Origin of the sequence: Cupriavidus oxalaticus, from assembly GCF_004768545.1 — a bacterium.
GTDB classification, from domain to species: Bacteria; Pseudomonadota; Gammaproteobacteria; order Burkholderiales; family Burkholderiaceae; genus Cupriavidus; species Cupriavidus oxalaticus_A.
Map to the genome: position 1 here is coordinate 1,002,649 of NZ_CP038636.1, position 20,027 is coordinate 1,022,675.

Annotated in this window: 18 protein-coding genes and 3 pseudogenes; 15 read left to right on the plus strand and 6 right to left on the minus strand. The window is 61.1% G+C overall.

The genetic code is table 11. The features are described 5' to 3' along the window. Window positions 1-45 precede the first annotated feature (45 nt). The 3 genes from E0W60_RS32645 to E0W60_RS32655 form a co-directional block, all read right to left on the minus strand. Window positions 46-789: a response regulator transcription factor gene (locus E0W60_RS32645; RefSeq protein ID WP_135707141.1), complete on the minus strand. Its 744-nt coding sequence runs from the start codon at window positions 787-789 to the stop codon at window positions 46-48. 171 nt (window positions 790-960) lie between these two features. Further along, a complete protein-coding gene (locus tag E0W60_RS32650; RefSeq protein ID WP_346769565.1) occupies window positions 961-1,803 on the minus strand; it encodes an AraC family transcriptional regulator in 843 nt (280 codons plus the stop codon). A 1,096-nt stretch (window positions 1,804-2,899) separates the two neighbouring features. After that, the gene (locus E0W60_RS32655; RefSeq protein WP_240746042.1) at window positions 2,900-3,355 is read right to left on the minus strand and encodes a glycogen/starch synthase; all 456 of its coding nucleotides are present in this window, start codon (window positions 3,353-3,355) and stop codon (window positions 2,900-2,902) included. 500 nt (window positions 3,356-3,855) lie between these two features. On the opposite strand from E0W60_RS32655, the pseudogene E0W60_RS32660 reads away from it, so the two are divergent. From E0W60_RS32660 to E0W60_RS32680, 5 genes and pseudogenes are all read left to right on the plus strand, one after another. Beyond that, window positions 3,856-4,200: pseudogene (locus tag E0W60_RS32660) on the plus strand (lactate/malate family dehydrogenase); the annotation flags it as partial. Between the two features lie 56 nt (window positions 4,201-4,256). Next, window positions 4,257-5,054: an SLC13 family permease gene (locus E0W60_RS32665; protein WP_135706942.1), complete on the plus strand. Its 798-nt coding sequence runs from the start codon at window positions 4,257-4,259 to the stop codon at window positions 5,052-5,054. Window positions 5,055-5,190: 136 nt separating this feature from the next. Next, on the plus strand, window positions 5,191-5,613 hold the full coding sequence (locus E0W60_RS32670) for a DoxX family protein (RefSeq protein WP_133092774.1): 423 nt from the start codon (window positions 5,191-5,193) through the stop codon (window positions 5,611-5,613). 133 nt (window positions 5,614-5,746) lie between these two features. Continuing rightward, window positions 5,747-8,548 (plus strand): MGH1-like glycoside hydrolase domain-containing protein, encoded by a 2,802-nt coding sequence (locus tag E0W60_RS32675; protein ID WP_240746043.1) that lies wholly within the window; start codon window positions 5,747-5,749, stop codon window positions 8,546-8,548. A 72-nt stretch (window positions 8,549-8,620) separates the two neighbouring features. Next, window positions 8,621-10,042: an alpha-amylase family glycosyl hydrolase gene (locus E0W60_RS32680; protein WP_205751679.1), complete on the plus strand. Its 1,422-nt coding sequence runs from the start codon at window positions 8,621-8,623 to the stop codon at window positions 10,040-10,042. Between the two features lie 64 nt (window positions 10,043-10,106). Here E0W60_RS32680 and E0W60_RS38455 read toward each other — a convergent pair whose 3' ends face one another. After that, the gene (locus E0W60_RS38455) at window positions 10,107-10,319 is read right to left on the minus strand and encodes a DUF2188 domain-containing protein (protein WP_133092776.1); all 213 of its coding nucleotides are present in this window, start codon (window positions 10,317-10,319) and stop codon (window positions 10,107-10,109) included. Between the two features lie 928 nt (window positions 10,320-11,247). On the opposite strand from E0W60_RS38455, the gene E0W60_RS32690 reads away from it, so the two are divergent. The 4 genes and pseudogenes from E0W60_RS32690 to E0W60_RS32700 all read left to right on the plus strand — a co-directional run bounded on the left by E0W60_RS32690 (window position 11,248) and on the right by E0W60_RS32700 (window position 14,049). Then, the gene (locus E0W60_RS32690; protein ID WP_135706944.1) at window positions 11,248-12,432 is read left to right on the plus strand and encodes a methionine adenosyltransferase; all 1,185 of its coding nucleotides are present in this window, start codon (window positions 11,248-11,250) and stop codon (window positions 12,430-12,432) included. Window positions 12,433-12,672: 240 nt separating this feature from the next. Beyond that, window positions 12,673-12,873, plus strand: a pseudogene (locus tag E0W60_RS38460) (YHS domain-containing protein); the annotation flags it as partial. A 204-nt stretch (window positions 12,874-13,077) separates the two neighbouring features. Beyond that, on the plus strand, window positions 13,078-13,746 hold the full coding sequence (locus tag E0W60_RS37850) for a methyltransferase family protein (protein WP_133092992.1): 669 nt from the start codon (window positions 13,078-13,080) through the stop codon (window positions 13,744-13,746). A gap of 36 nt (window positions 13,747-13,782) precedes the next feature. Next, window positions 13,783-14,049: a DUF5676 family membrane protein gene (locus tag E0W60_RS32700; RefSeq protein ID WP_135706946.1), complete on the plus strand. Its 267-nt coding sequence runs from the start codon at window positions 13,783-13,785 to the stop codon at window positions 14,047-14,049. 153 nt (window positions 14,050-14,202) lie between these two features. On the opposite strand, the gene E0W60_RS32705 is transcribed toward E0W60_RS32700, so the two are convergent. After that, window positions 14,203-15,063, minus strand: a complete 861-nt coding sequence (locus E0W60_RS32705; RefSeq protein WP_135706947.1) for an MBL fold metallo-hydrolase — start codon at window positions 15,061-15,063, stop codon at window positions 14,203-14,205. 84 nt (window positions 15,064-15,147) lie between these two features. Here E0W60_RS32705 and E0W60_RS32710 point away from each other — a divergent pair, with 84 nt between their 5' ends. From E0W60_RS32710 to E0W60_RS32725, 4 genes are all read left to right on the plus strand, one after another. Continuing rightward, window positions 15,148-15,486, plus strand: coding sequence for an ArsR/SmtB family transcription factor (locus E0W60_RS32710; RefSeq protein ID WP_135706948.1), 339 nt, complete (start codon window positions 15,148-15,150; stop codon window positions 15,484-15,486). After that, on the plus strand, window positions 15,480-15,914 hold the full coding sequence (locus E0W60_RS32715) for a YeeE/YedE family protein (protein ID WP_135706949.1): 435 nt from the start codon (window positions 15,480-15,482) through the stop codon (window positions 15,912-15,914). Before E0W60_RS32710 ends, E0W60_RS32715 begins: the two co-directional genes overlap by 7 nt. Before the next feature lies 1 nt (window position 15,915). Beyond that, window positions 15,916-16,347, plus strand: coding sequence for a DUF6691 family protein (locus E0W60_RS32720; protein WP_133092783.1), 432 nt, complete (start codon window positions 15,916-15,918; stop codon window positions 16,345-16,347). A 236-nt stretch (window positions 16,348-16,583) separates the two neighbouring features. After that, window positions 16,584-17,138 carry a hypothetical protein gene (locus E0W60_RS32725; protein ID WP_135706950.1) on the plus strand — a complete coding sequence of 185 codons (555 nt, stop codon included), beginning with the start codon at window positions 16,584-16,586 and terminating at the stop codon, window positions 17,136-17,138. Between the two features lie 66 nt (window positions 17,139-17,204). Here the strand turns inward: E0W60_RS32725 and E0W60_RS37230 are convergent. Further along, window positions 17,205-17,411: pseudogene (locus tag E0W60_RS37230) on the minus strand (IS4 family transposase); the annotation flags it as partial. 381 nt (window positions 17,412-17,792) lie between these two features. Here E0W60_RS37230 and E0W60_RS32735 point away from each other — a divergent pair. Together E0W60_RS32735 and E0W60_RS32740 are read left to right on the plus strand one after the other, a co-directional pair. Further along, window positions 17,793-18,278, plus strand: a complete 486-nt coding sequence (locus E0W60_RS32735) for a lecithin retinol acyltransferase family protein (protein ID WP_135706952.1) — start codon at window positions 17,793-17,795, stop codon at window positions 18,276-18,278. Window positions 18,279-18,373: 95 nt separating this feature from the next. Then, complete coding sequence (locus E0W60_RS32740) at window positions 18,374-19,906, plus strand: bifunctional aminoglycoside phosphotransferase/ATP-binding protein (protein WP_135706953.1); 1,533 nt, start codon at window positions 18,374-18,376, stop codon at window positions 19,904-19,906. Window positions 19,907-20,027: the final 121 nt, after the last annotated feature.

Here is a 20,027-nt window from a genome sequence, read left to right on the forward strand (position 1 = left end):
ATGAGACCGCCTTACATCACCTTCGCCCTCTGCATAAGGTCTCCCCTACGCCATGGTCGCGCTTCTAAGGTCTTGAGACCGCAGCCGGACGGCGGGCTGCCCGTCAGTCTCAGAGGGAAGGAACACGAGCCCGAGAGTTTGCGCAAGTAGCACCAGATCGGCGAAACTCCGAGCCCTCATCTTTCGCATTGCCTGGCATCGATGAACTTTGACCGTCACCACGCTGATGCACATGGCGACGGCAATTTCCTTGTTTGTCAAGCCTGATGCGGCATGCGCCATCACCTCACACTCACGTGGCGTCAGGGAACGGTAGCGGTCGCGCACTGCAGCCAATCGACGCACGCGCTCGAGTCGCAAGCTTTCCTTTTGAATTGCCGCCGTGACGGCATCGAGGAGTTCCTGTTCACGGAGCGGCTTGGAAAGAAAGTGCTCTGCTCCCGCCTTCATCGCGGCAACCGTCATCGGAATATCCCCGTGGCCGGTCATGAAGATGATAGGAACATGAATACCAAGCTCTGCCATCCGGGCTTGCACATCCAGGCCACTTTGCCCCTTCAGCCGCACATCGAGAACCAGGCAGCAAGGAGCATCCGGGAATCCGAATGCAAAGAGCTCGGCGGCGGAGCCGAGCAGCACGACTTCAATCCCGACTGAACGGAATAGACTACCGAGCGCGTTCCGCACCTGCGAGTCATCATCAACAATAAGGACCACCGCCTCGTCCTGCGGCGCTGATTCAGCGCGCGTCGGTTGTACAGCAATCACGGTAGGGCCTCCACTTGGCATCAACATCAGAAGCGCGAATCGCCCGCAGGCTCCATGCGGGGAGATACGACGCAGCCGACAGCAATGTAGTGCTACACCAGCCCTTTGGCTTGAACGCGTGTGCTCTCTATTGTCTTATTGTGCTCAGCCCAGGCGAGATAGCGGCTGGCAAGCGCTGGCAACTGGACGGACCTAGTCCTGCCGACCACTCCGCCAGTCACCCGGCGACAGACCAAGTTTCCTGGAGAAGCTACGTGTTAGATGGCTCTGGTCCGCAAATCCGCACGATGCAGCAATCCCGGCTATCGACAGGTCCGTGGCGCGCAGCAGTGCCGCAGCCCGCTCGAGGCGACGCTCCAGCAACCATTCGTGTGGTGTTTTTCCAGTACTTTGCCGAAATGCCCGGGAGAAATGACTTCGGGACAATTGACACGCATCAGCGACCTCCGCAATGGACACATTTCCGTCGTCCAGTCGCGCTGCGAGGAACTCTTGCGCCCGCGCGAGTATGCGCGGCGAAAGTCGGCCAGTGGAGCGAAGGCGGCCAGGGTTGACACCTCCATAGTGCTCGACCAGGTAGGTGCCAATCGCGTGCCCGAGTTGATCGATAAACAACCTGCTGGCACCGTGCGGCCGCGCGAGCGCAGGTAAGAGCGCCTGGGCGAGATGGGCCAGCACGTCGTCCTCCCGCGCCGCGGCATGTCGAAGTTCAATGCCTGCAGGACAGCCGAGTTCAAGCGCCGTACGCTCCATGAAGGGGCGCGGCAGTTCGATGAGAATGAAATCGAACGTCCCGTACATATCCGCCTTGTAGTCATCCTGGAAGTTCCGCAGATAGATGGAACCTGCCTCGAATGCATGCATGTTCGCCTGATTCGGATGAAAAATGCGTCGACGATGGCCTTCCATCAGTGAGACACCAACCAGGAACCCTCGTGCTGACGCTGGGGTCACTACCTGACTCACCCGTTCAATCACGGAACTTTTGCGGTAGAAATGAAGATCGCCGGCGGCAAGCGCTTGATCGTATCGCAATGCCTCCGACAAGCACCCCAATGAGTCGCGCTGAATGGCCGGCCCGGAAGATTCGTGAGTAGATGTGGAGAGTCGCATGGCCTGGTAGTTATGATCGTCGCGCCAAGCCAAACACGACTGGGCGACCTTGAATTACTAAAAATACCATTGACGCTGGCAGCTCGAAAAGCGCCCGCCTTCGTGCAATCAAACGACTGCTTAGTGAACATCCTATCACCGCCAAACCATATAGCAGGACGCTGCTGCTTCAATGGCTCTCGACGTAGCGCACCGCCCCATGGCCAGTTTCAATTCCTTGGCGAATACGCTGGCCTTCCCGCCGCCTTCGCGGAGCACCCTGCATACGCGTCTACGTCGGGCTTCCCCTATTTGTCGCGCTATATCGGTCGCTCGGTCATCTTCAACCAAGATCTGGAACACGCCCTGGGTGAAGCGAAGCGAAAGTGTCACAGGGCCTCGGGACTGCCAGTGCGCCGAGGCGCTGGAGTAGTCATGCAAGCAGCAGTCACCGGCGAATACTGAAGGACGTCAATCCGCCTGGTGGCGAGGTGATCCGCGGGGCTTCGGCCGCGCGGTTAGATCATCTTGCAGCAGCGCGTTAGCTTGCCGAGGCTCGCTACTGCAGGCTGGTCTGACGAACATTGAGAGATTCTTGCAGGATTGGATGTACGAACCCCATGGGCAGCCCGCCGCAGCATGCCCGAGGCGCCCGCATAACGTGCAATAGTGGTCCATGGCAAATACCTATCCTTGATAGCTGGATGTTGGTACGTCCAGTATCGAAGGAGCACCCGACTGCCGCCTATCAGAAGGCGCTGATTGTAGTGTCAGCGCGGTGGCGCGCCATTTGTCCGGCGCACCCTTGCTCGCGTAGGTACACAACGACAGGCAATGTCAGGGCTGGCTGACAGTACTCGGCATGTCGGTGTCGCGAACAGCGCGCCGTTGTGCCGTCGCAACCGTCGCAGGCGAACCATTGTTGCGCAATGGCAAGGCCTTGGAGTGACGTTCGCAACAGAAACTGACTGCGGGTGCGACAGCCTTCGCCCACCAGCGCCGATACCCAAAAAGTGGAGCCAGCAAGGTGCCGGCGTGATTAGCTTCCGTGTACGGCCTGTCCCAGTGCCGCCCGCGCGGCTGCGTGACAGAGCACGCCAAAGCGCTGCGCGTTGTCGCCCCACTCGCAGCCGCTCGAGTCCTGATAAGGCGTCCCCGTCCGGTCATAGAGCGCCGGGCAGTCGATCAGCCATACCGGCAAGCCGGAATCCGGCATCGAACCTGCGATCAGGCGGACTGTGGCCCCAGGCAGCAATTCCCCAAGATCGGCTGCCTGCCGCGGTGCGTCGAGACAAGCCAAGGCTTCAGGATAAGCGGGCATTATCAGGCGCACGTCGATCCCAAGCCGGGCTACTGCCGCCGGGAGCGCGCCGCAGACGTCTGCCAGGCCGCCTGTCTTGGCGAGAGGAACAATCTCCGACGCCACCAGTAACAAGTGCAGGGTGCTTTCGCCGCCGCCGCATGGCGCGGGCACAGCATCGACCATTTCGTCCATACCGGCTCCCCCCTACTTTGCTTGTTCTCTATTCTTTGCGCCGTGACTGCCGAGGAATTGATCGGCGTCAAACCGGAAGGTATTGTTTCCGGTCCGCAGGATGCGCGACTGGTCGAGCGTTCGACGTATGCGCTGCCCTCCTCCTCGACCGGGCAGCGCCGGCCCCTAACCATAAATATAGTTAGCCCTGATCGGCGCATACCTGGTTGGCCTGCGCCATCCATGCGGCAAAGCGAGTCTGGCATATCGTCAGGCAGGCACTCCGCACCGTTTCGAGTCGCCTTGTCGACGCCGCCAACCGACCGGAAGTTCAATTGAGCGACATTGTGCGGTGCACATGGGCCGTGCGACGTTGGCATCGGCACGCACCTCGCGCCACGAGCGCGAAAAGAGGCCCTTGCGATTCGTCACGGAATAGCTCGGAATATTGTTTGATGTGGAACAAGAGGGCAGGGTCCATGCGGGCTTCAATAGATTCAAGCTCGCTCGGAGAGAGGCTCGAAGAGCTGGGGCCCGCGAGCCGTGACCTGATCCAGCGCTCCGTGCACGAGGCCGCCAAGCTCATCAAGGAAGGCAAGGGTGCTACCCACTATGGGATCGCCAGCGCGATCGGACGAATTTGCCAGGCTGTTGTGCATGACACCTGTCTCATCCTCACGGTCGGTGTCGTGCACGCAGAAGTTGAAGGCGTGCCAGAGGTATGTCTGTCGCTGCCGATGGTGGTCAATGGCAGCGGCGCGCGGTTACTGGCCTATCCGGAACTCAACCCCACCGAGCGCGAGGGCCTGCGGCGGAGCGCGCGCATTGTCAAGGAAGCAACGGACAGCGTACTCCTCGACCAGTAGGGACATGGCGCACGCTCCGGACAACCAGTACAACGCCGCGGCACAGGAGGCTCATCATGGCTATCTCACGCCCAAAGGGTTCGCCGCAAGCAAGCTCACCTGCGGCGAATCCGGCTACACCGACAGGGCATCTCAGACATCTCTGGAAATTTCTCGTTCCGGTGGCCATCGGCATCGTCCTCTGGTTCTTGCCGGCGCCGGCAGGCCTCGAGACCAAGGCATGGCACATGTTCGCGGTGTTTGTCGCCACCATCGCCGGCATCATGACTGCACCTCTACCGATGTCGGCGGTAGCCATTATCGGCGCCACGGCGGGCGTGCTGGTTGGCGTCGTGTCCTTCGCCGACGTCACCAAATCCACGGGCACGGACCTCGTCTGGCTGGTGATGCTCGCCTTCTTCATCTCCCGAGGCGTGATCAAGACCGGCCTGGGGCGCCGCATCGCACTCCTGTTCATGCGGCTGTTGGGTAAGCGAACGATCGGACTGGGATATGGACTGGCTCTGACCGAACTCCTTATCTCGCACGCTATGCCGAGCATCACTGCCCGCGCCGGCGGAGTAATGCTGCCGATTACCCGAGCGATGGCGGAAGTCCTCGGCAGCCATGCCGATGACCCCCAATCGCAAGGCAAGGTGGGAAGTTCCTTCCACGCAGCCGTCTCCCTCGGTGTCCTGAGCAACGTCAATGGTTGCCTGACCCAATACGGCATCGGCTCCGGTCCGGTCATGTTCGGCGCTGGCTACGTCACCCAGGGGCAATGGTGGAGGGCTGGCTTCCTGATGAGCCTGATCTATATGGTTGTATGGCTGGTCGTCGGCCCGCTTTGGTGGAAGTTGCTTGGCCAGGTTTAAGAAGTGCAAGAAGTGCTCCGGCAAGGGAAAGCACGCCGGGGCTCATGATGGTCCAGCTCATTGCTGGCAGCAGCATTGCGGACGCCCGGCTGATATGCAACCCCTGTTGCGTGCTGATTTATTTTGGAGAAATGTCATGGCCATGACCACGATGTCGATTGCGTCCACGATCGTTTCAAGAACGTACTCTGTCGGTCGCGCCCTTCTTGGCTCTCTCTTCCTGTTTTCCGGACTCCTCAAGATCGACAGCTTTGCGGCCTATTCTGCGTGGATTGCCAGTGCCGCACTACCGAACCCCGATTTGCTGCTCGTGCTAACCATCGTGATTGAAATTGGTGGTGGACTGACCTTGATTTCAGGCTGGAACGCTCGGTGGGGAGCGCTTCTTCTTGCACTCTTCCTGATACCCACCACGATCATCTTCCACGGCTTCTGGCGCGCCGACCCCGCAGACTTCCTGAATCAGCTTAATCATATCCTGAAGAATGTCTCAATCCTGGGCGGGATGCTGGTGGTATTCGCCATTGAATCATCACGTAGCCAGGCAAGAGTCCCGTAGCAGATGCATGGCGATAGAAGCTTGCGACGGTCCGGACACAGCAGGACGAACGGCGGCAGGCAATGAAACCCGGGGTACGAGGGCTGGGGGGCAGAGCATCGTGCCTGGCTTCGCCGGCTGGAAGGAGAGCGCCATGAGCAACGATGCAGAGCAGGGCCGGCTTGACGCTGCGCAGGCGGGCCGCGCGGCGTGGAAAAAATGGGGGCCCTACCTTAGCGAGCGGCAATGGGGAACGGTGCGCGAGGACTACAGCGAGAACGGCGACGCCTGGAACTACTTTACCCATGACCAGGCCCGATCGCGCGCGTACCGGTGGGGCGAGGACGGCCTCGGTGGCATCAGCGACGACCACCAGGTGTTGTGCTTCGCGCTAGCCCTGTGGAATGGGCGCGATCCAATCCTGAAGGAGCGCGCCTTCGGCTTGGCCAACAGCGAGGGCAATCATGGCGAGGATGTGAAAGAAGCCTATTTCTATCTCGATTCCACGCCGACGCACTCGTACATGAAGTATCTGTACAAGTATCCGCAGAACGCCTATCCATATACCGATCTCGTCGAGGCCAACCGCCGCCGCGGCAAGCAAGACGCCGAGTACGAGTTGCTGGACACCGGCGTGTTCGACGAAAACCGGTACTTTGACGTCTTTGTCGAATACGCGAAGGCGGCGCCCGAGGACGTGCTGGTGCGAATCAGCGTTTTCAACCGCGGTCCGGACGCGGCGCCGCTGCACGTGTTGCCGACACTGTGGTTCCGCAACACATGGTCACACCCCGGGGGCGGATCGAAGCCGATCATCGAGCGCGTCAGTTCCTCTGGGCCAGCGGCGGTCCGCGCCCGTCACAGCGATACGTTGTTTCAGGAATCGCTGGGCGAGTATTACCTCTACTGCGACGCTGACGTGCCGCTGCTCTTCACCGAGAATGAGAGCAACAACACCCGGCTGTTCGGCACGGCCAACACGTCGCCCTACGTGAAGGACGGTATCCATAACTTCATCGTGCACGGCGATGCCGCGGCGGTGAATCCCGCGCAGCAGGGAACCAAGGCAACCCCTCACTATCAGCTGAACATTAGCGGTGGTGCTTCGCATATCGTGCGCTTGCGGCTGACGACCCGGGCGCCAGGCGCGGCATCCGCGCCCTTCAGCGATTTCGACACGGTGTTCGCCGCCCGGCTGGAGGAAGCCGATGCCTTCTACGCGTCGATCACGCCGCCCACCATTCACGGCGACACGGACCGGGTAAGCGTCATGCGCCAGGCGCTCGCCGGCATGCTCTGGACCAAGCAGTACTTCTACTATGACGTTGGCGCCTGGCTCGACGAGCACGGCGCCGGTTCACGGTTGCCAAGAGTGGAGCGCAGACAGGTACGAAATAGCGAGTGGGCACATATGTTCAACGACGACATCATCTCAATGCCGGACAAATGGGAGTATCCCTGGTACGCCGCGTGGGACCTGGCATTCCACATAGTTCCGCTGAGCATGGTCGATCCCGACTTCGCCAAGCAACAGCTCGACCTGATGCTCCGAAACGACTATCTGCATCCGAATGGCCAGCTTCCCGCTTACGAATGGAACTTCGGCGATGTCAATCCGCCCGTGCATGCCTGGGCGACGATGCAGCTCTATACCCTCGACAAGGAGCGACGCGGTGGCCGGGGCGACGTCAACTTCCTCAAGTACGCCTTTGCCAAACTGCTGGTCAACTTCACCTGGTGGGTCAACCGCAAGGACCGCACGGGGGCCAATGTCTTCGAGGGCGGCTTTCTTGGGCTCGACAATATCGGCGTGTTTGACCGCTCGTCGCCACTGCCCACAGGCGGGTACCTGGATCAGGCGGACGGTACGGCGTGGATGGTGTTTTTTAGCCAGCAGATGCTGAGCATTGCGGTCGAGCTTGCGTTGCATGAACCGCTCTACGAGGAGTATGTTGAGAAGTTCTTCCAGCACACGGTATTCATTGCCGGCGCGCTGGATAGCGTTGGCGAGCAGAAGGACGAAATGTGGGACGAAGAGGATGGCTACTTCTACGACGTGCTGCGTTTCCCCGACGGCAGCGCAACGCGCCTTAAGGTGCGCTCTATCGTCGGGCTGCTGCCGCTGGCCGCGGTGGCCGTGTTCGAAGAAGACATTCTCGCCAGGCTTCCGAAATTCCGAGAGCGTGCCAGGCTGTTCCTGGGGCGTCACCCCGAGCTAGTCGCCAACATGCACCTGCCCCAACGGCCCGGCGTCGCCAACCGTCGCATGCTGGCAATCGTCGGCGAGCAGAAGCTGCGCCGGATTCTGGCGCGCATGCTGGACGAAAATGAATTCTTCAGCCCCCATGGCATTCGCGCGCTGTCACGTTTCCATTTCGAGCATCCTTATGTCTTCCGCCATGCAGGCCAGGAGTATCGCGTGGCCTATGTGCCCGGCGATTCGAACACCGGCATGTTCGGAGGCAACTCCAACTGGCGCGGGCCGGTGTGGATGCCGATCAACTACCTGCTCTACACGTCGCTGATACGCCTGTATGCCTACTTCGGCGAGGACTTCAAGATTGAGTGCCCGACCGGGTCTGGCCGGATGATGACGCTGCTCGACGTGGCGAAGGAACTGGGCGAACGCCTGAGCCGGCTCTTCCTGCGCGATGGCGACCAAGGCAGGCCCATCTATGGCGCAGCGCGCAAGTTCCGCGACGACCCGCACTGGCGCGACCTGGTGCTGTTCTATGAATATTTCCACGGCGACACCGGCGCCGGGATCGGCGCCAGCCACCAGACCGGCTGGACCGGCTGCGTCGCGCGCATCATCCAGGCAAATTGCGTATTGTCGAAAGGCATGCTGCTCACGCCGGGCGCGCAGGTAGCGCTCTTGCGAGCGCTGGGGGCCGCCCACAAGGAATCGGAGCCCCCAACGCCCGGTAGCACTATCGATCCCCAGATGGGAACCTAAGGGAGGACTGCTGTGCTGACGCCTCGCTATCCAGCGCTTTACCAACTCAACACTCGGGTTCGGCTTACCGAAATGTCGCAGTCGCTTGGCCGTGCCGCCACGCTGGACGACATCACCGACACCGAACTGGACCGCCTGGCGGACATGGGCTGCGACTGGCTCTGGTTGCTGAGTGTTTGGCAGACCGGGCTTGCCGCGCAGCGCGTCTCGCGCGGCAACGTGGCGTGGCGGCACGAGTTCGAGCAAACGCTGCCCGACCTGTGCGAGGAGGATATCGCCGGTTCCGGCTTTGCGATCAAGAGCTACACCGTGCACCACGGTCTCGGCGGTGACGAAGCGCTGGCCCGCCTGCGCGTGCGCGCGCGACAGCGCGGGCTGCGCCTGATGCTCGATTTCGTGCCGAACCACATGGCCCCCGATCACGCGTGGATCGACGAGCAGCCGGACTATTTCGTCCATGGCAGCGAAGAGGACCTGGCGCGTTCACCCCGCAACTATTGCCGCATGAACACGAAGAACGGACCGCTGCTCCTCGCCTACGGCAGAGACCCCTACTTCGATGGCTGGCCCGACACGCTGCAGCTTGACTACGGCAACCCGCAACTGCAGCAAGCGATGATCGCCGAACTGACACGCATCGCCGGCCAGTGCGACGGCGTGCGCTGCGACATGGCCATGCTCGTCTTGCCCGAGGTGTTCGAGCGCACCTGGGGCATCCGAGCCGACTTGTTCTGGCCGAAGGCGATTGGGGCGGTGCGGCGCCAGCATCCCGGCTTCCTGTTCATGGCCGAGGTGTACTGGGATATGGAATGGACGCTTCAGCAGCAGGGCTTCGACTATACCTATGACAAGCGCTTGTACGACCGCCTGCGCGAACAGCGTGCCCGCCCGGTGCGCGAGCACTTCGGTGCGGACATGGCCTACCAGGACAAGCTGGCGCGCTTTCTGGAGAATCACGACGAGCCGCGCGCCGCATCAATCTTTGCACCCGAAGTCTATCCGGCGGCCGCCGTGCTGACATTCCTCTCGCCGGGCCTGCGCTTTTTCCATCAAGGACAGTTCGCGGGCCGGCGCACACGCATTTCGCCGCATCTGGTCCGCGCCCCGGAGGAGCCGGTCGACGGAGCGCTCGCGCAGTTCTATGCCCGCCTTCTTGCCGTGCTGCGCCAACCGGTGCTTCGGGAGGGCAATTGGTCCTTACTGGAATGCATTCCCACCTGGGCCGAAAACAAGTCCGCCGACAATTTCATTGCATTCCGCTGGGTCGGGACTTCTCACGAGTGGATGTTCGTCGTCGTAAACTACTCGCCGCAGCAAAGCCAGTGCTTCATGCAAACGCCCTTCCCGGAACTGGGGGACCGGACCATACGACTTGAGGACCGGCTCAGCTCGGCTGTCTATGACCGACAGGGCGCTGACCTGCGCGCCCGTGGTCTCTTTCTGGACCTGCCTCCCTGGGGCTATCATGTTTTTGCTATAAAAGGAATTGATTAACAGGTTCAGGTTCACCAGGCGCTCCGAGAAGGCTAAGCCGGGTAGGCAGCGGCTAGTTCAGCACCTAGCTGGCGCGTTCATTGAAGGAACGCCTCAGCCGCAGTCTGCCGTCAAGTCCATAGACAACCAGTTCGGCTCGCTCGAGCTCAGCGATACCTATCCCCGCTTCTATAGCTTCATTCAGCGAAACGCAGAACTCGTACACGTCGGGCCTATCCTCAGCGCGGACGCACCAGCCAAGATGGGCTGGCATCACACAAATATTCATCGATGACATAGTTACCCCCTCAAAGACCGCTTATCGCGCGAGAAGGGAAAGACTTCATGGCGATCGCGGCTTTTGGTCCAATTCATCGTTGGTGAACCGAAACCGTTTCACACTCGGAAGCGCAACGGGTCCAGAAGGCAAGCTAATTTTCCATGCACGAAGTAAATTCTCAAAATTTATCTGAGCACGCGCTTGATGTAATGGAAGCGGCAACTTCACGGATAATTCGAGCGCTTTCTCTGTCAACTTGTAGCGAGTATGATTCCGGCGAACGATTTTCATGGTGGAGCTGCGGCAAATCAGGCCCTCCTTAAGCAGATGATTCTTGGCCCTGGTGAACTCATCACCCGTCAACGCATTCATGGCTACTACCTGCGATCGGCTCAGTGCTTCTTCACCCCGCAAGGTAGCGAGCAGGATATTGCAGCATTCAATTGTCGCTCGCTTCGGTTTCATAGGTCTGAGAAGTTCAATCTGCGTCCTACACTTCCATAGCGTAGTCATCGGACATGAAGTCGATTTGCTGTAGGTCAAAGAACGCCGTACTGGCCGTGCTGTATCCGCGCCCGCGCGGCGGCGATGTCGGCCATTTACCCGTGGCAGGTTGCGGCGGACCATAACGCTGTGCCTTCGCGAAATCGGCAAGGAAAGGGAGCCAAACCCCGATTGAGAAACTAGCTAGCCGGGGGCAAGGCGTGAAGAAAGCCGCATCTCTGCGCCGCTAGCGGAATCGGTGATGAAACACCTCATCAGCCGCTTGCCCAGAGGGCAACAGATGCGATGGTCGATTCAGCGGTGCGCACTCCCTGCTGCAAACACGAATGGATCTGCTTGGCGGTTAGGCTCGACCCCAACTTTACCTGCAATCCAATTCGCACCCACCTTTACCTGGCGCCACTACATAGAATGGTTGCAGGGTGACTGAAAGGGGTTCGAGATGCCTACTATGGAGAACATTTCGATTTCCATCTCGAGTCGGCCGTCGTGGCGAGGCGAGCCGACGGAAATGTGCGAGCACAAGGGCATCGGCCATCCCGATAGCCTATGCGATGGGGCTGTCGAAGCTGCGGCCCGCGCCTTGTGCCGCGCCTACCTCGAAGCCTATGGAGCAGTCCAGCACTTCAATCTGGACAAGGCCCTACTCATTGGTGGCATAAGCGCGCCAAAGTTCGGCGGTGGCAAAGTGCTGCGCCTAACGCGGTTGATAGTTTCCGGCCCTGTTACCGAACTCCCGTCGGCCAAGGCCGAGCTAATTGTCGAGCAGGCCATTCGCGAGTACCTGGCAATGTCCTTGGGCGGTATTGGCAATGACATCGGCATCGAGCCCATCCTCCGCCCCTCAGCCCCGAACCTTCGGCGTGTGGCCAATGCAGCGTCTCTTCCGCTGTCCAATGACACATCCTTTGGCGTCGGCTATGCGCCACACTCATCACTTGAGAGAGCGGTGCTCCTGGTTGCCGACCTTCTGCGCTCACGTTCCGACAGGGGAATGTTTGAGGCGGCTGGCCTCGATTACAAGGTGATGGGGAGTCGGCTGGGTGAGCATCACCGTCTCACGCTTGCCCTGGCATTTGTCGACCGATACGTCCAGGGCGTCGACGACTACTTCATCCTCAAGGGGCGAATTGGGTCGTATCTGGCCGAGCACATCGGCGCTGAATGTGAGATTGCAATCAATACCCTCGATCGCAGGGATGCCTGCGACGAAAGCGGGATTTACCTGACGGTCACTGGCTTAAGCGCTGAGCATGGTGATGACGGCCAGGTTGGCCGCGGTAACCGGGTCAATGGCCTGATTACTCCCTATCGGCCAATGTCGCTGGAGGCCGCAGCTGGCAAGAACCCGGCGTCACATGTCGGCAAACTATACAACGTGCTCGCCCATCGACTAGCCACTCGTATTCAGACAAGCGTGGATGGCGCGGATGAAGTCACCGTCCGGCTCCTCTCCGGTATTGGACGCCCCATCAACCAGCCACAACTGGTTGCCATTGATATCGTGGCCGAGCGCGGCCTGTCGAGCGCTCAGGCGCAACAAGTTCGTGAACTGGTGTCGCAACAGCTGGCGGAGCTTCCTGCCTTGGTCAATGAGCTGGTCAATGGCTCGGTAGCGGTTTTCTAGGCCCGGAATATTGGGAAGCCGAGCAACCTCGGCGCCGGCATCAGCGGGCCGAGCGGCTTCCGCAGCCTTCAGTGCCTGCATATGTGGCGTTCGACATCCATTAGCAGAACTGCTACCCCCGCTCGCCCCACCACCCATGAATGCTTGATCCAAATCAAGAAGCAAGTCGACTGGTCGCCCAGAATGAAAATGTAATTTATGCGCGTTAGGTTCTCCTAGTCGCCCCGAGGAGAGGATGGAATGCTGGGGCATTACGGCGTCACCGGCGCCGAGGCAGCTCCAACTGCCACCGCGGGTCCAGCCGCCCGCCAGCAGATCGTGCGCGAACCAGTCTGTGGCATGGAGATTTCGCCTCACAAGGCCGCTGCCAGCACGGAAGTCGACCAGAAGCGATATTGGTTCTGCTCCCCACGCTGTGGGCAGGCTTTCCTTGCCAACCCGGCGAAATATATTCTTCACGCCGTTGATAGGCCTAGCTCGGCTGATCCCTCTAGCAGTCCTGGCCGCCCACCGGGCGTCGCTCCTATCCCCGCGGCGACGCCTCTTCATGCACGGTGGTCATGGACACGGACACGGACACGGACACGGACACGGACACGGACCGGATGGCTCCACAAAGGACACGAAACCCGAAGGAGAGCAATGATGCAACCCGAAACACAATCCAGCTACGGCCTCTGGTCTCTGGTCATTATCAACTCCGCTGTCTTCATCATCTTCGCCTTCAGTTTTACCAGGCCGAAGACCCAGCGCGACTGGCGCTCGTTTGGCGCGTTCTCAGCATTCGTTGTGGCGCTCTTTACGGAGATGTATGGAATTCCGCTGACCATCTATCTCCTGCTGCCGTGGCTTGCGGCGAGGTTCCCGGGAATCGACTTTCTCTCTCATGATGCCGGTCATCTTCCCGAGATGATTTTCGGCTGGAGCGGCAACCCGCACCTGGGGCCATTTCACATCGCTAGCGACATCTTGATTTTTGGCGGATTCATCATGCTGTCTTCCGCTTGGCGCATTCTGTACCTGGCCCAGCAGCAGCACCGCCTGGCGACCACAGGCCTCTATGCGCGCATGAGGCATCCCCAGTATGTCGCTTTCGTCCTGATTATGTTCGGCTTTCTCCTGCAATGGCCGACGATAGTCACCCTGGTGATGTTCCCCATCCTGGTCTGGATGTATGTTCGACTGGCTAAGTCGGAGGAGCAGGACGCATTGGCCGAGTTCGGGCAGGCTTATGAGGAATATCGTCAAAAAACACCAGCGTTCATTCCACACATGTCAGGCCGAGATGTTCCTCAGGCGCGTCGTCCTCATTGAATTCAACCGTAATTTTCCTTGCACCCGGAGGCTGTCATGAAGCCCTTCACGACTGGTGTGACGCTATCCGCCACGGTCGTGCTGTTCTACGTTCTATGCACGCTCGTTTGGATGGTTCTTCCTGAGCCCTTCATGAATTTCATGAATGCGCTCTTTCACGGCCTCGATTTCCGGCGCCTTCGGACCGGCGAACCGGTTTCCTGGTGGTCCATCATCTATCCAGCCTTTGTGTTTGCAGTGTGGTTCTTTGCTGCCGGCGCCTTCTTTGCATGGTTACACAACAGCCTTCGAGGAGAGACCTGACAGCTCTTTCCGAGCTCGTTTCACGTCCGGGCCGGCGGCCAGCTGCGAAGTAGGGGGTGCCGTCGAGTTTTCTTGGTCCGGAAAATTCAAAGCACCATTGGAGGGCGCAACTCTCATCCGCCACGAATCGGTCAGGTCGGTCACTAAGCTGGCTCAGAGGACGTTAAGCGGGATTTTCAGATAGCGAACGCCATTGGCATCGGGCGGCGGCAACTTCCCGGCTCGGATATTGACTTGCACCGACGGCAGAAGCAGCGTAGGCATCGCCAGCGTCGCGTCGCGCGCCTGGCGCATGGCCACGAACTGCTCCTCGTTCACGCCGTCATGCACCTGGATGTTGCCTTCACGCTGAGCGCGCACCGTCGTCTCCCATGCGGGCCCCCGCCCCTCGGGCGGATAGTCGTGGCACATGAACAGCCGTGTGTTGCCCGGCAGGTCCAGCAGCTTGCGGATGGAGCGATACAAGTCGTGCGCGTCGCCGCCCGGGAAATCGCAGCGAGCCGTGCCGACGTCCGGCATGAACAGCGTATCGCCGACAAAGACCGCGTCCCCAATCTGGTAAGCCATGTCGGCGGGTGTATGCCCTGGCACGTGAATCGCCCTGCCGGTGAGGCCGCCGATGGCAAACGTCGCACCGTCGTGAAACAGGTGGTCGAACTGCGATCCGTCGAGCTGGAACTCAGGCTCCAGGTTGAAGAGCTTCTTGAAGACCCCCTGTACGTTGCGGATGTTTTGGCCTATTGCTATCTGGCCACCTAGGTGTTTCTTCAAATATGGCGCGGCAGACAAATGGTCGGCATGCGCGTGCGTCTCGAGAATCCACTCGACTCGCAGCTCATTCGCGCGCACAAACGCAACGACCTTATCGGCACTTGCCGTCGACGTCCGCCCCGCCTTCGGGTCGTAGTCCAGCACCGAGTCGATGATGGCGCACTCGGGGTGCCCCTCCTGAAAGACCACGTACGTCACAGTCCAGGTCGCCGGGTCGAAGAACGGCTGGATAGTCGGGTGCATGCTCGCCTCCTTAAATGCAGTACACTCTATTCACATACATTATATTCTTCAATATACTATACATAGGCAAAGTGTGGACAACCTATGGATCAGCTTCACCCCGTCATCGACCTCGCCACCATGCAAGCTGCTGCGGCGAACGCCTGTTCCCTGCTCAAGGTACTAGCCAATCCAGACCGCCTGATGCTGATGTGCCGCCTGTCCCAAGGCGAGCTATCTGTCGGTGAACTGGAGGAGCAGCTCGGCATCAGGCAGCCGACGCTGTCTCAACAGCTCGGCGTGTTGCGCGAGAACAACCTGGTGGCGACGCGCCGTGACGGCAAGAACATCTTCTATTCGGTGGCGAGCACCCAGGCGCTTGCCGTCATGGCGGTCCTTTATGAACAGTTCTGTGCCAACCCCAATCAGGAGGCGACATGCTGATTGACCTCGCTAATTTCACGCCCGGCCCGTCACTGGTCGGCGGGCTCATCATCGGTGTGGCAGCCGCCGTGCTGCTGCTGTTCAACGGTCGCATTGCCGGCATCAGCGGCATCTTTGGCGGCCTGCTCAGCCTGCCTCGAAAGGACATGGCCTGGCGCCTGGCCTTCCTTGCCGGCCTGGCTGGAGCTCCTGTCATTGCGAGCCTGCTCGGCAAGCCGGCCGTTGCGGATATCCAGGCAAGCTGGGGCGAAATCCTGGTCGCCGGCTTCATGGTAGGCCTTGGCACTCGCTACGCCAGCGGCTGCACCAGCGGTCATGGCGTGTGCGGCATCTCGCGCGGTTCCATCCGCTCGCTGGTCGCCACCCTGACCTTCATGATTGCGGGATTTCTGACCGTCTTCGTGCAACGGCACTTGATTGGAGGCTGATATGACCGCCATTACTGCACTCCTGGCAGGCCTGCTATTCGGCATTGGCCTGATGATCTCCGGCATGGCCAACCCGGCCAAGGTGCTGGATTTTCTTGACCTTGCAGGAACGTGGGACCCCTCCCTCGCTTTTGTGATGATCGGTGCCATCGCCATTGGCTCGCTCGCCGTCCTCATCGCCAAGCACCGCAATCGCTCCTTCCTTGGGCTGCCTGTGCAACTGCCGGCCAGCACGACCCTGACGCTTCGGCTGGTACTGGGAAGCGCCGCCTTCGGTGTCGGCTGGGGTCTGGCCGGCTTCTGTCCTGGCCCCGCGCTAGTGGCCCTAGGCGCGGGCTATCCGAAGGCCGTCGGCTTTGTGGCGGCCATGGCGGCTGGCATGGCCGTCTTCGAACTCGTCGAGCGGACGAAATCGAGCATGCAGCGCGTCTAAGCACAGCACGCGTGGTGAATTCATTGGCAGCAGCATGGCTGCTGGCACATCCGAGCACCGCTGCAGATGGCATCAGAAATAGGTCTGCGCCGATTGCTCCGGCGCGCAGACCGGCACATCGAAGGGACTGAACATCCCGTGCACCAAACGCTTCGTTGATCCCAATCAAATCAAATCCATGACTGCCGCATAGCTTAGAGAAGGAATTGTCATGTTTTCATAGGAGGATTTTCATCATGTCCAATATTCATCGCCTCTCTAGCCTGATCACTGCGGCCATTGCGCTCGCTTGGGCGACAACAGCTTTCCCGGCGTCGCCGGCTACCGGCACGGAGCATGAGCATCCCGAAAATCGGCAAGATAAGCCTCCGGTCGTAGCCCCAGGAGTGTCCAGTGACGCAAGGCTGGATGCCCAGGTTGCCCACCTGCGTGCCATCAGGGAGCGGCTTTCGCGGGCCAAAACGCCCGAAGAGCGCCAGGCCCTCTTGGTTGAACGCCATCAGGTCATGCAGGATGCAATGGCCATCATGCAACAGGACATGATGAAAATGGGCGGCCCTGGTCGTATGGCTGCCGGCAAAGGAGTCGCCAAGGGAAACGCCCCATCAAATCAAATGCAGATGTGCCGGGATATGGCAGGTAGTCACATGGCGCTCATGCAGGAAATGATGCAGACGATGGCCAACGACCAGGGCATGGGTCCGGGCATGGGTCCGGGCATGGGTCCGGGCATGGGTCCGGGGAGGGGTCCGGGGAGGGGAATGGGTGGAATGATGTCGCCAGGCGGCTAATGGGTCTAGCCGTAAGGGGGGGCTACCTGGCCGCCGTCACTGACTTGTTCAGCCGCCAGGTTGCAGGCTTGCCTTGGGCTCGCCGCGCTTGCCGAATTTGTCCCACTTCTCGCGGGTCCACATTACATGCGCCCAGCACGCAAAGCGGCTCGCGCTGCGGCGTGACGCGTAGGTCGGGTGCAAGTACATGCCACGCTGAGCTTCATAGCTCAGTGGTCCTGAACCGATAGCGGCTTGCCCGTTGAAATCGAGCTCCATCGTGTCCTGAAGGCAAAATCACCGCCGAAGTCAGCACCGGTCGGCAAAAGCCCAGCGCAGGGTGGCTGCTCCTCCTCTGCACAACGGCTGGGGATCTTGGGCTATTCCGCCGCGCGCATGTCAGATTCCGCTGACAGCGCGGTGCGCACGACGTACAAGCGCCCTCCTGATACACGCACAAGGCGCATGGCACCAAGCCGACACGTTTTTCGGATCCGGCTGATTTCGGCATCGCCGGGCGGCAACGATACTGCAGGCATACACGAAGGCAGACGGTTGCCGGAAATCGGCAGCAAGACAGGTCAGCGCGTCAGTGTTGCTTGCCGGCAGGAGCGAGAATCCGGGCCCAACGCGGCAGGAGCGACCAGCGCAACAAGGGCGACAAGGAGAAAGGCGATGAGCGACGATCTCCCCATCGGACATGCACCGCGCATTACGGCAATCGCGGCGGACATCCCACTTGGCGCACATCTGAAGACGGACCGCCGTGGCTATGTCCATCACGGCATCTATGTCGGCAACGGCGAGGTGGTGCACTATGTCGGATTCAAAAGCTTCCTGCGTTGCGGCCCGGTGGAAAAGACGTCCCTCGCCGGCTTTGCCGACGGCCACGGCTTTCGCGTCGAGCCGGCCACGCAAGCCAGGTACATCGAGGCGGAGATCGTACGGCGCGCGACTGCGCGGCTCGGGGAGGACGATTACCGCATTCTCACCAACAACTGCGAGCACTTCTGCAGGTGGTGCCTGTCTGGCGAGAGCCGCAGCGAGCAGGTGGAGGCGCTGCTGAATCACCCGTGGCGCGCGCTGCAGGCTATCGTGGGCGTACTTTGTAGCGCGGCAGGTATCCTGGGTCAGGATCTGGCCGCACGCGTGACAGCCTAGGGCGCAGCGGGGCGAACGGGTAGTCACAGTTTGCATTGCCGCGGCTGCAATGAGAAGCAAGGCACAACAGCGCAAGGGAGCAGGCGGCAAGGGACATGGAGAGTCAATGGGACGACGCGGCATTGACGGCCGCCTTGCAGAAGCCGGACGCCTATCCCCATCTGGCGCCGGCAGTGCAGGTCATCGAGACGCATATCTCGCGTGTCTTTCTGGCCGGGGACTTTGCCTACAAGATACGCAAGCCGGTGCGGTTCGACTTTGTCGACTTCTCCACCGCGCAGGCACGCCGCGACGACTGTGAAACCGAGTTGCGCCTGAATCGCCGGTTCGCACCCGACCTGTACCTGGATGTGGTGCCAATCGTGCCGGCCCCCGCGCCCGGCTCGGTGCGCATCGGCGGCAGCGGCATTCCGATCGAGCATGCGCTCCGGATGCGGCGCTTCGACCAACAGGAGCTGCTGAGCGCAAGAATCGCTGCAAACCGGCTGGAGCCGACCCATATCGATGCGCTGGCGCGCAGCATTGCTGCCTTTCACCGGGCGCAGCCCCCGGCAGCCTATTCCGATGGCTTTGGCACGCCGGCCCGCATCGACGCGACACTCGCGGAGTGCCTGCGCGGCATCGGACGAATCGTGCAGGCTACGCACCTGGCCAGCCGCGTGGCCCAGCGGGCGCGCAGCGAGGCCATCCGGCTAGCCGGCGCGTTCCGGGCACGCCTGTGCCACGGCCATGTGCGCGAGTGCCATGGCGACCTGCATCTGGGCAACATCGTCCTGATGAACGGCGTGCCGACGCCATTCGACTGCCTGGAGTTCGACGCCGCGCTGCGCTGGACCGACACCATCAGCGATCTGGCCTTCCCTGTCATGGACCTGCTGCACCACGGCCGACCGGCGCTGGCTTACCGGCTGCTCAACGGCTACCTGGAACAATCGGAAGACTACGGTGCGCTGGCCGTGTTGCCCTTCTATCTCGCCATGCGGGCCCTGGTGCGCGCCCGCGTGCTGCTGGAGCACGCCAGCCAGCAGCACGCGGCAGGCGCGTCCATGGCACCGGCTCAGTCCGAGGCAGGCAGGCTGCTGGCGCTGGCATGGCAGTGCCTCAACCGCCGTCGCGGGTCGATGGTGCTGATGCATGGCCTGTCCGGCAGCGGCAAGTCCACGGTGGCAGGGCAGATGAGCGAGGCCGCAGCGATGGTACGCGTGCGCTCCGACGCCATACGCAAGGGCTTGCACCGCGGCGTTGCGCCGGCGAGTGGTTGGTATGCCTCCAGCGAAACGGCGCGGACCTACCGACGCCTGCTCGCCGTCTGCCGGCTCGGCTGCCGTGCCGGTTTCCCGATGATTGCCGACGCCACCTTTCTGGTCCGCGCCGAGCGCGAGCGCTTTGCGGCCCAGGCCCTCCGCCTTGGTGTCCCCTTCGCCATCGTCACCTGCGAAGCCACCCCTGAGACGCTGCGCGCCCGCATCGCCGCCCGTGCCCGGGCAGGCGGGGACCCGTCGGATGCCGACGACCGCGTGCTGGCGTGGCAGATGCGTGTCCAGGAGCCGTTGACCGAAGGCGAGCTTGCCTGCGTCGCCTCGCCGGGCAGCCTTGTAAGCCTCGCCGCAACCGGGCTGAGGCGGTGATCGACGCCAACGTCGCGTTGTGCGCCGGCCTCGCCCCTTTACCGCCGCGACTCAATCCGCTATGGCCTGGCGCTGAAACGCGCGGGCCGCGGGGCGCTCAGTTGCACCCGGCGGCCTGCCG

Bases quoted from the DNA above. Each gene is read 5' to 3' on its own strand.
- E0W60_RS32670 (WP_133092774.1), top strand. From the start codon at position 5,191: ATGGCCATGACCACGATGTCGATTGCGTCCACGATCGTTTCAAGAACG.
- E0W60_RS32740 (WP_135706953.1), top strand. From the start codon at position 18,374: ATGGAGAGTCAATGGGACGACGCGGCATTGACGGCCGCCTTGCAGAAG.
- E0W60_RS32705 (WP_135706947.1), bottom strand. From the start codon at position 15,063: ATGCACCCGACTATCCAGCCGTTCTTCGACCCGGCGACCTGGACTGTG.
- E0W60_RS32700 (WP_135706946.1), top strand. From the start codon at position 13,783: ATGAAGCCCTTCACGACTGGTGTGACGCTATCCGCCACGGTCGTGCTG.
- E0W60_RS32715 (WP_135706949.1), top strand. From the start codon at position 15,480: ATGCTGATTGACCTCGCTAATTTCACGCCCGGCCCGTCACTGGTCGGC.
- E0W60_RS32655 (WP_240746042.1), bottom strand. From the start codon at position 3,355: ATGGACGAAATGGTCGATGCTGTGCCCGCGCCATGCGGCGGCGGCGAA.
- E0W60_RS32665 (WP_135706942.1), top strand. From the start codon at position 4,257: ATGGCTATCTCACGCCCAAAGGGTTCGCCGCAAGCAAGCTCACCTGCG.
- E0W60_RS32725 (WP_135706950.1), top strand. From the start codon at position 16,584: ATGTCCAATATTCATCGCCTCTCTAGCCTGATCACTGCGGCCATTGCG.
- E0W60_RS32720 (WP_133092783.1), top strand. From the start codon at position 15,916: ATGACCGCCATTACTGCACTCCTGGCAGGCCTGCTATTCGGCATTGGC.
- E0W60_RS32690 (WP_135706944.1), top strand. From the start codon at position 11,248: ATGCCTACTATGGAGAACATTTCGATTTCCATCTCGAGTCGGCCGTCG.
- E0W60_RS32645 (WP_135707141.1), bottom strand. From the start codon at position 789: ATGCCAAGTGGAGGCCCTACCGTGATTGCTGTACAACCGACGCGCGCT.
- E0W60_RS32710 (WP_135706948.1), top strand. From the start codon at position 15,148: ATGGATCAGCTTCACCCCGTCATCGACCTCGCCACCATGCAAGCTGCT.
- E0W60_RS37850 (WP_133092992.1), top strand. From the start codon at position 13,078: ATGCAACCCGAAACACAATCCAGCTACGGCCTCTGGTCTCTGGTCATT.
- E0W60_RS32675 (WP_240746043.1), top strand. From the start codon at position 5,747: ATGAGCAACGATGCAGAGCAGGGCCGGCTTGACGCTGCGCAGGCGGGC.
- E0W60_RS32735 (WP_135706952.1), top strand. From the start codon at position 17,793: ATGAGCGACGATCTCCCCATCGGACATGCACCGCGCATTACGGCAATC.
- E0W60_RS38455 (WP_133092776.1), bottom strand. From the start codon at position 10,319: ATGTCATCGATGAATATTTGTGTGATGCCAGCCCATCTTGGCTGGTGC.
- E0W60_RS32680 (WP_205751679.1), top strand. From the start codon at position 8,621: ATGTCGCAGTCGCTTGGCCGTGCCGCCACGCTGGACGACATCACCGAC.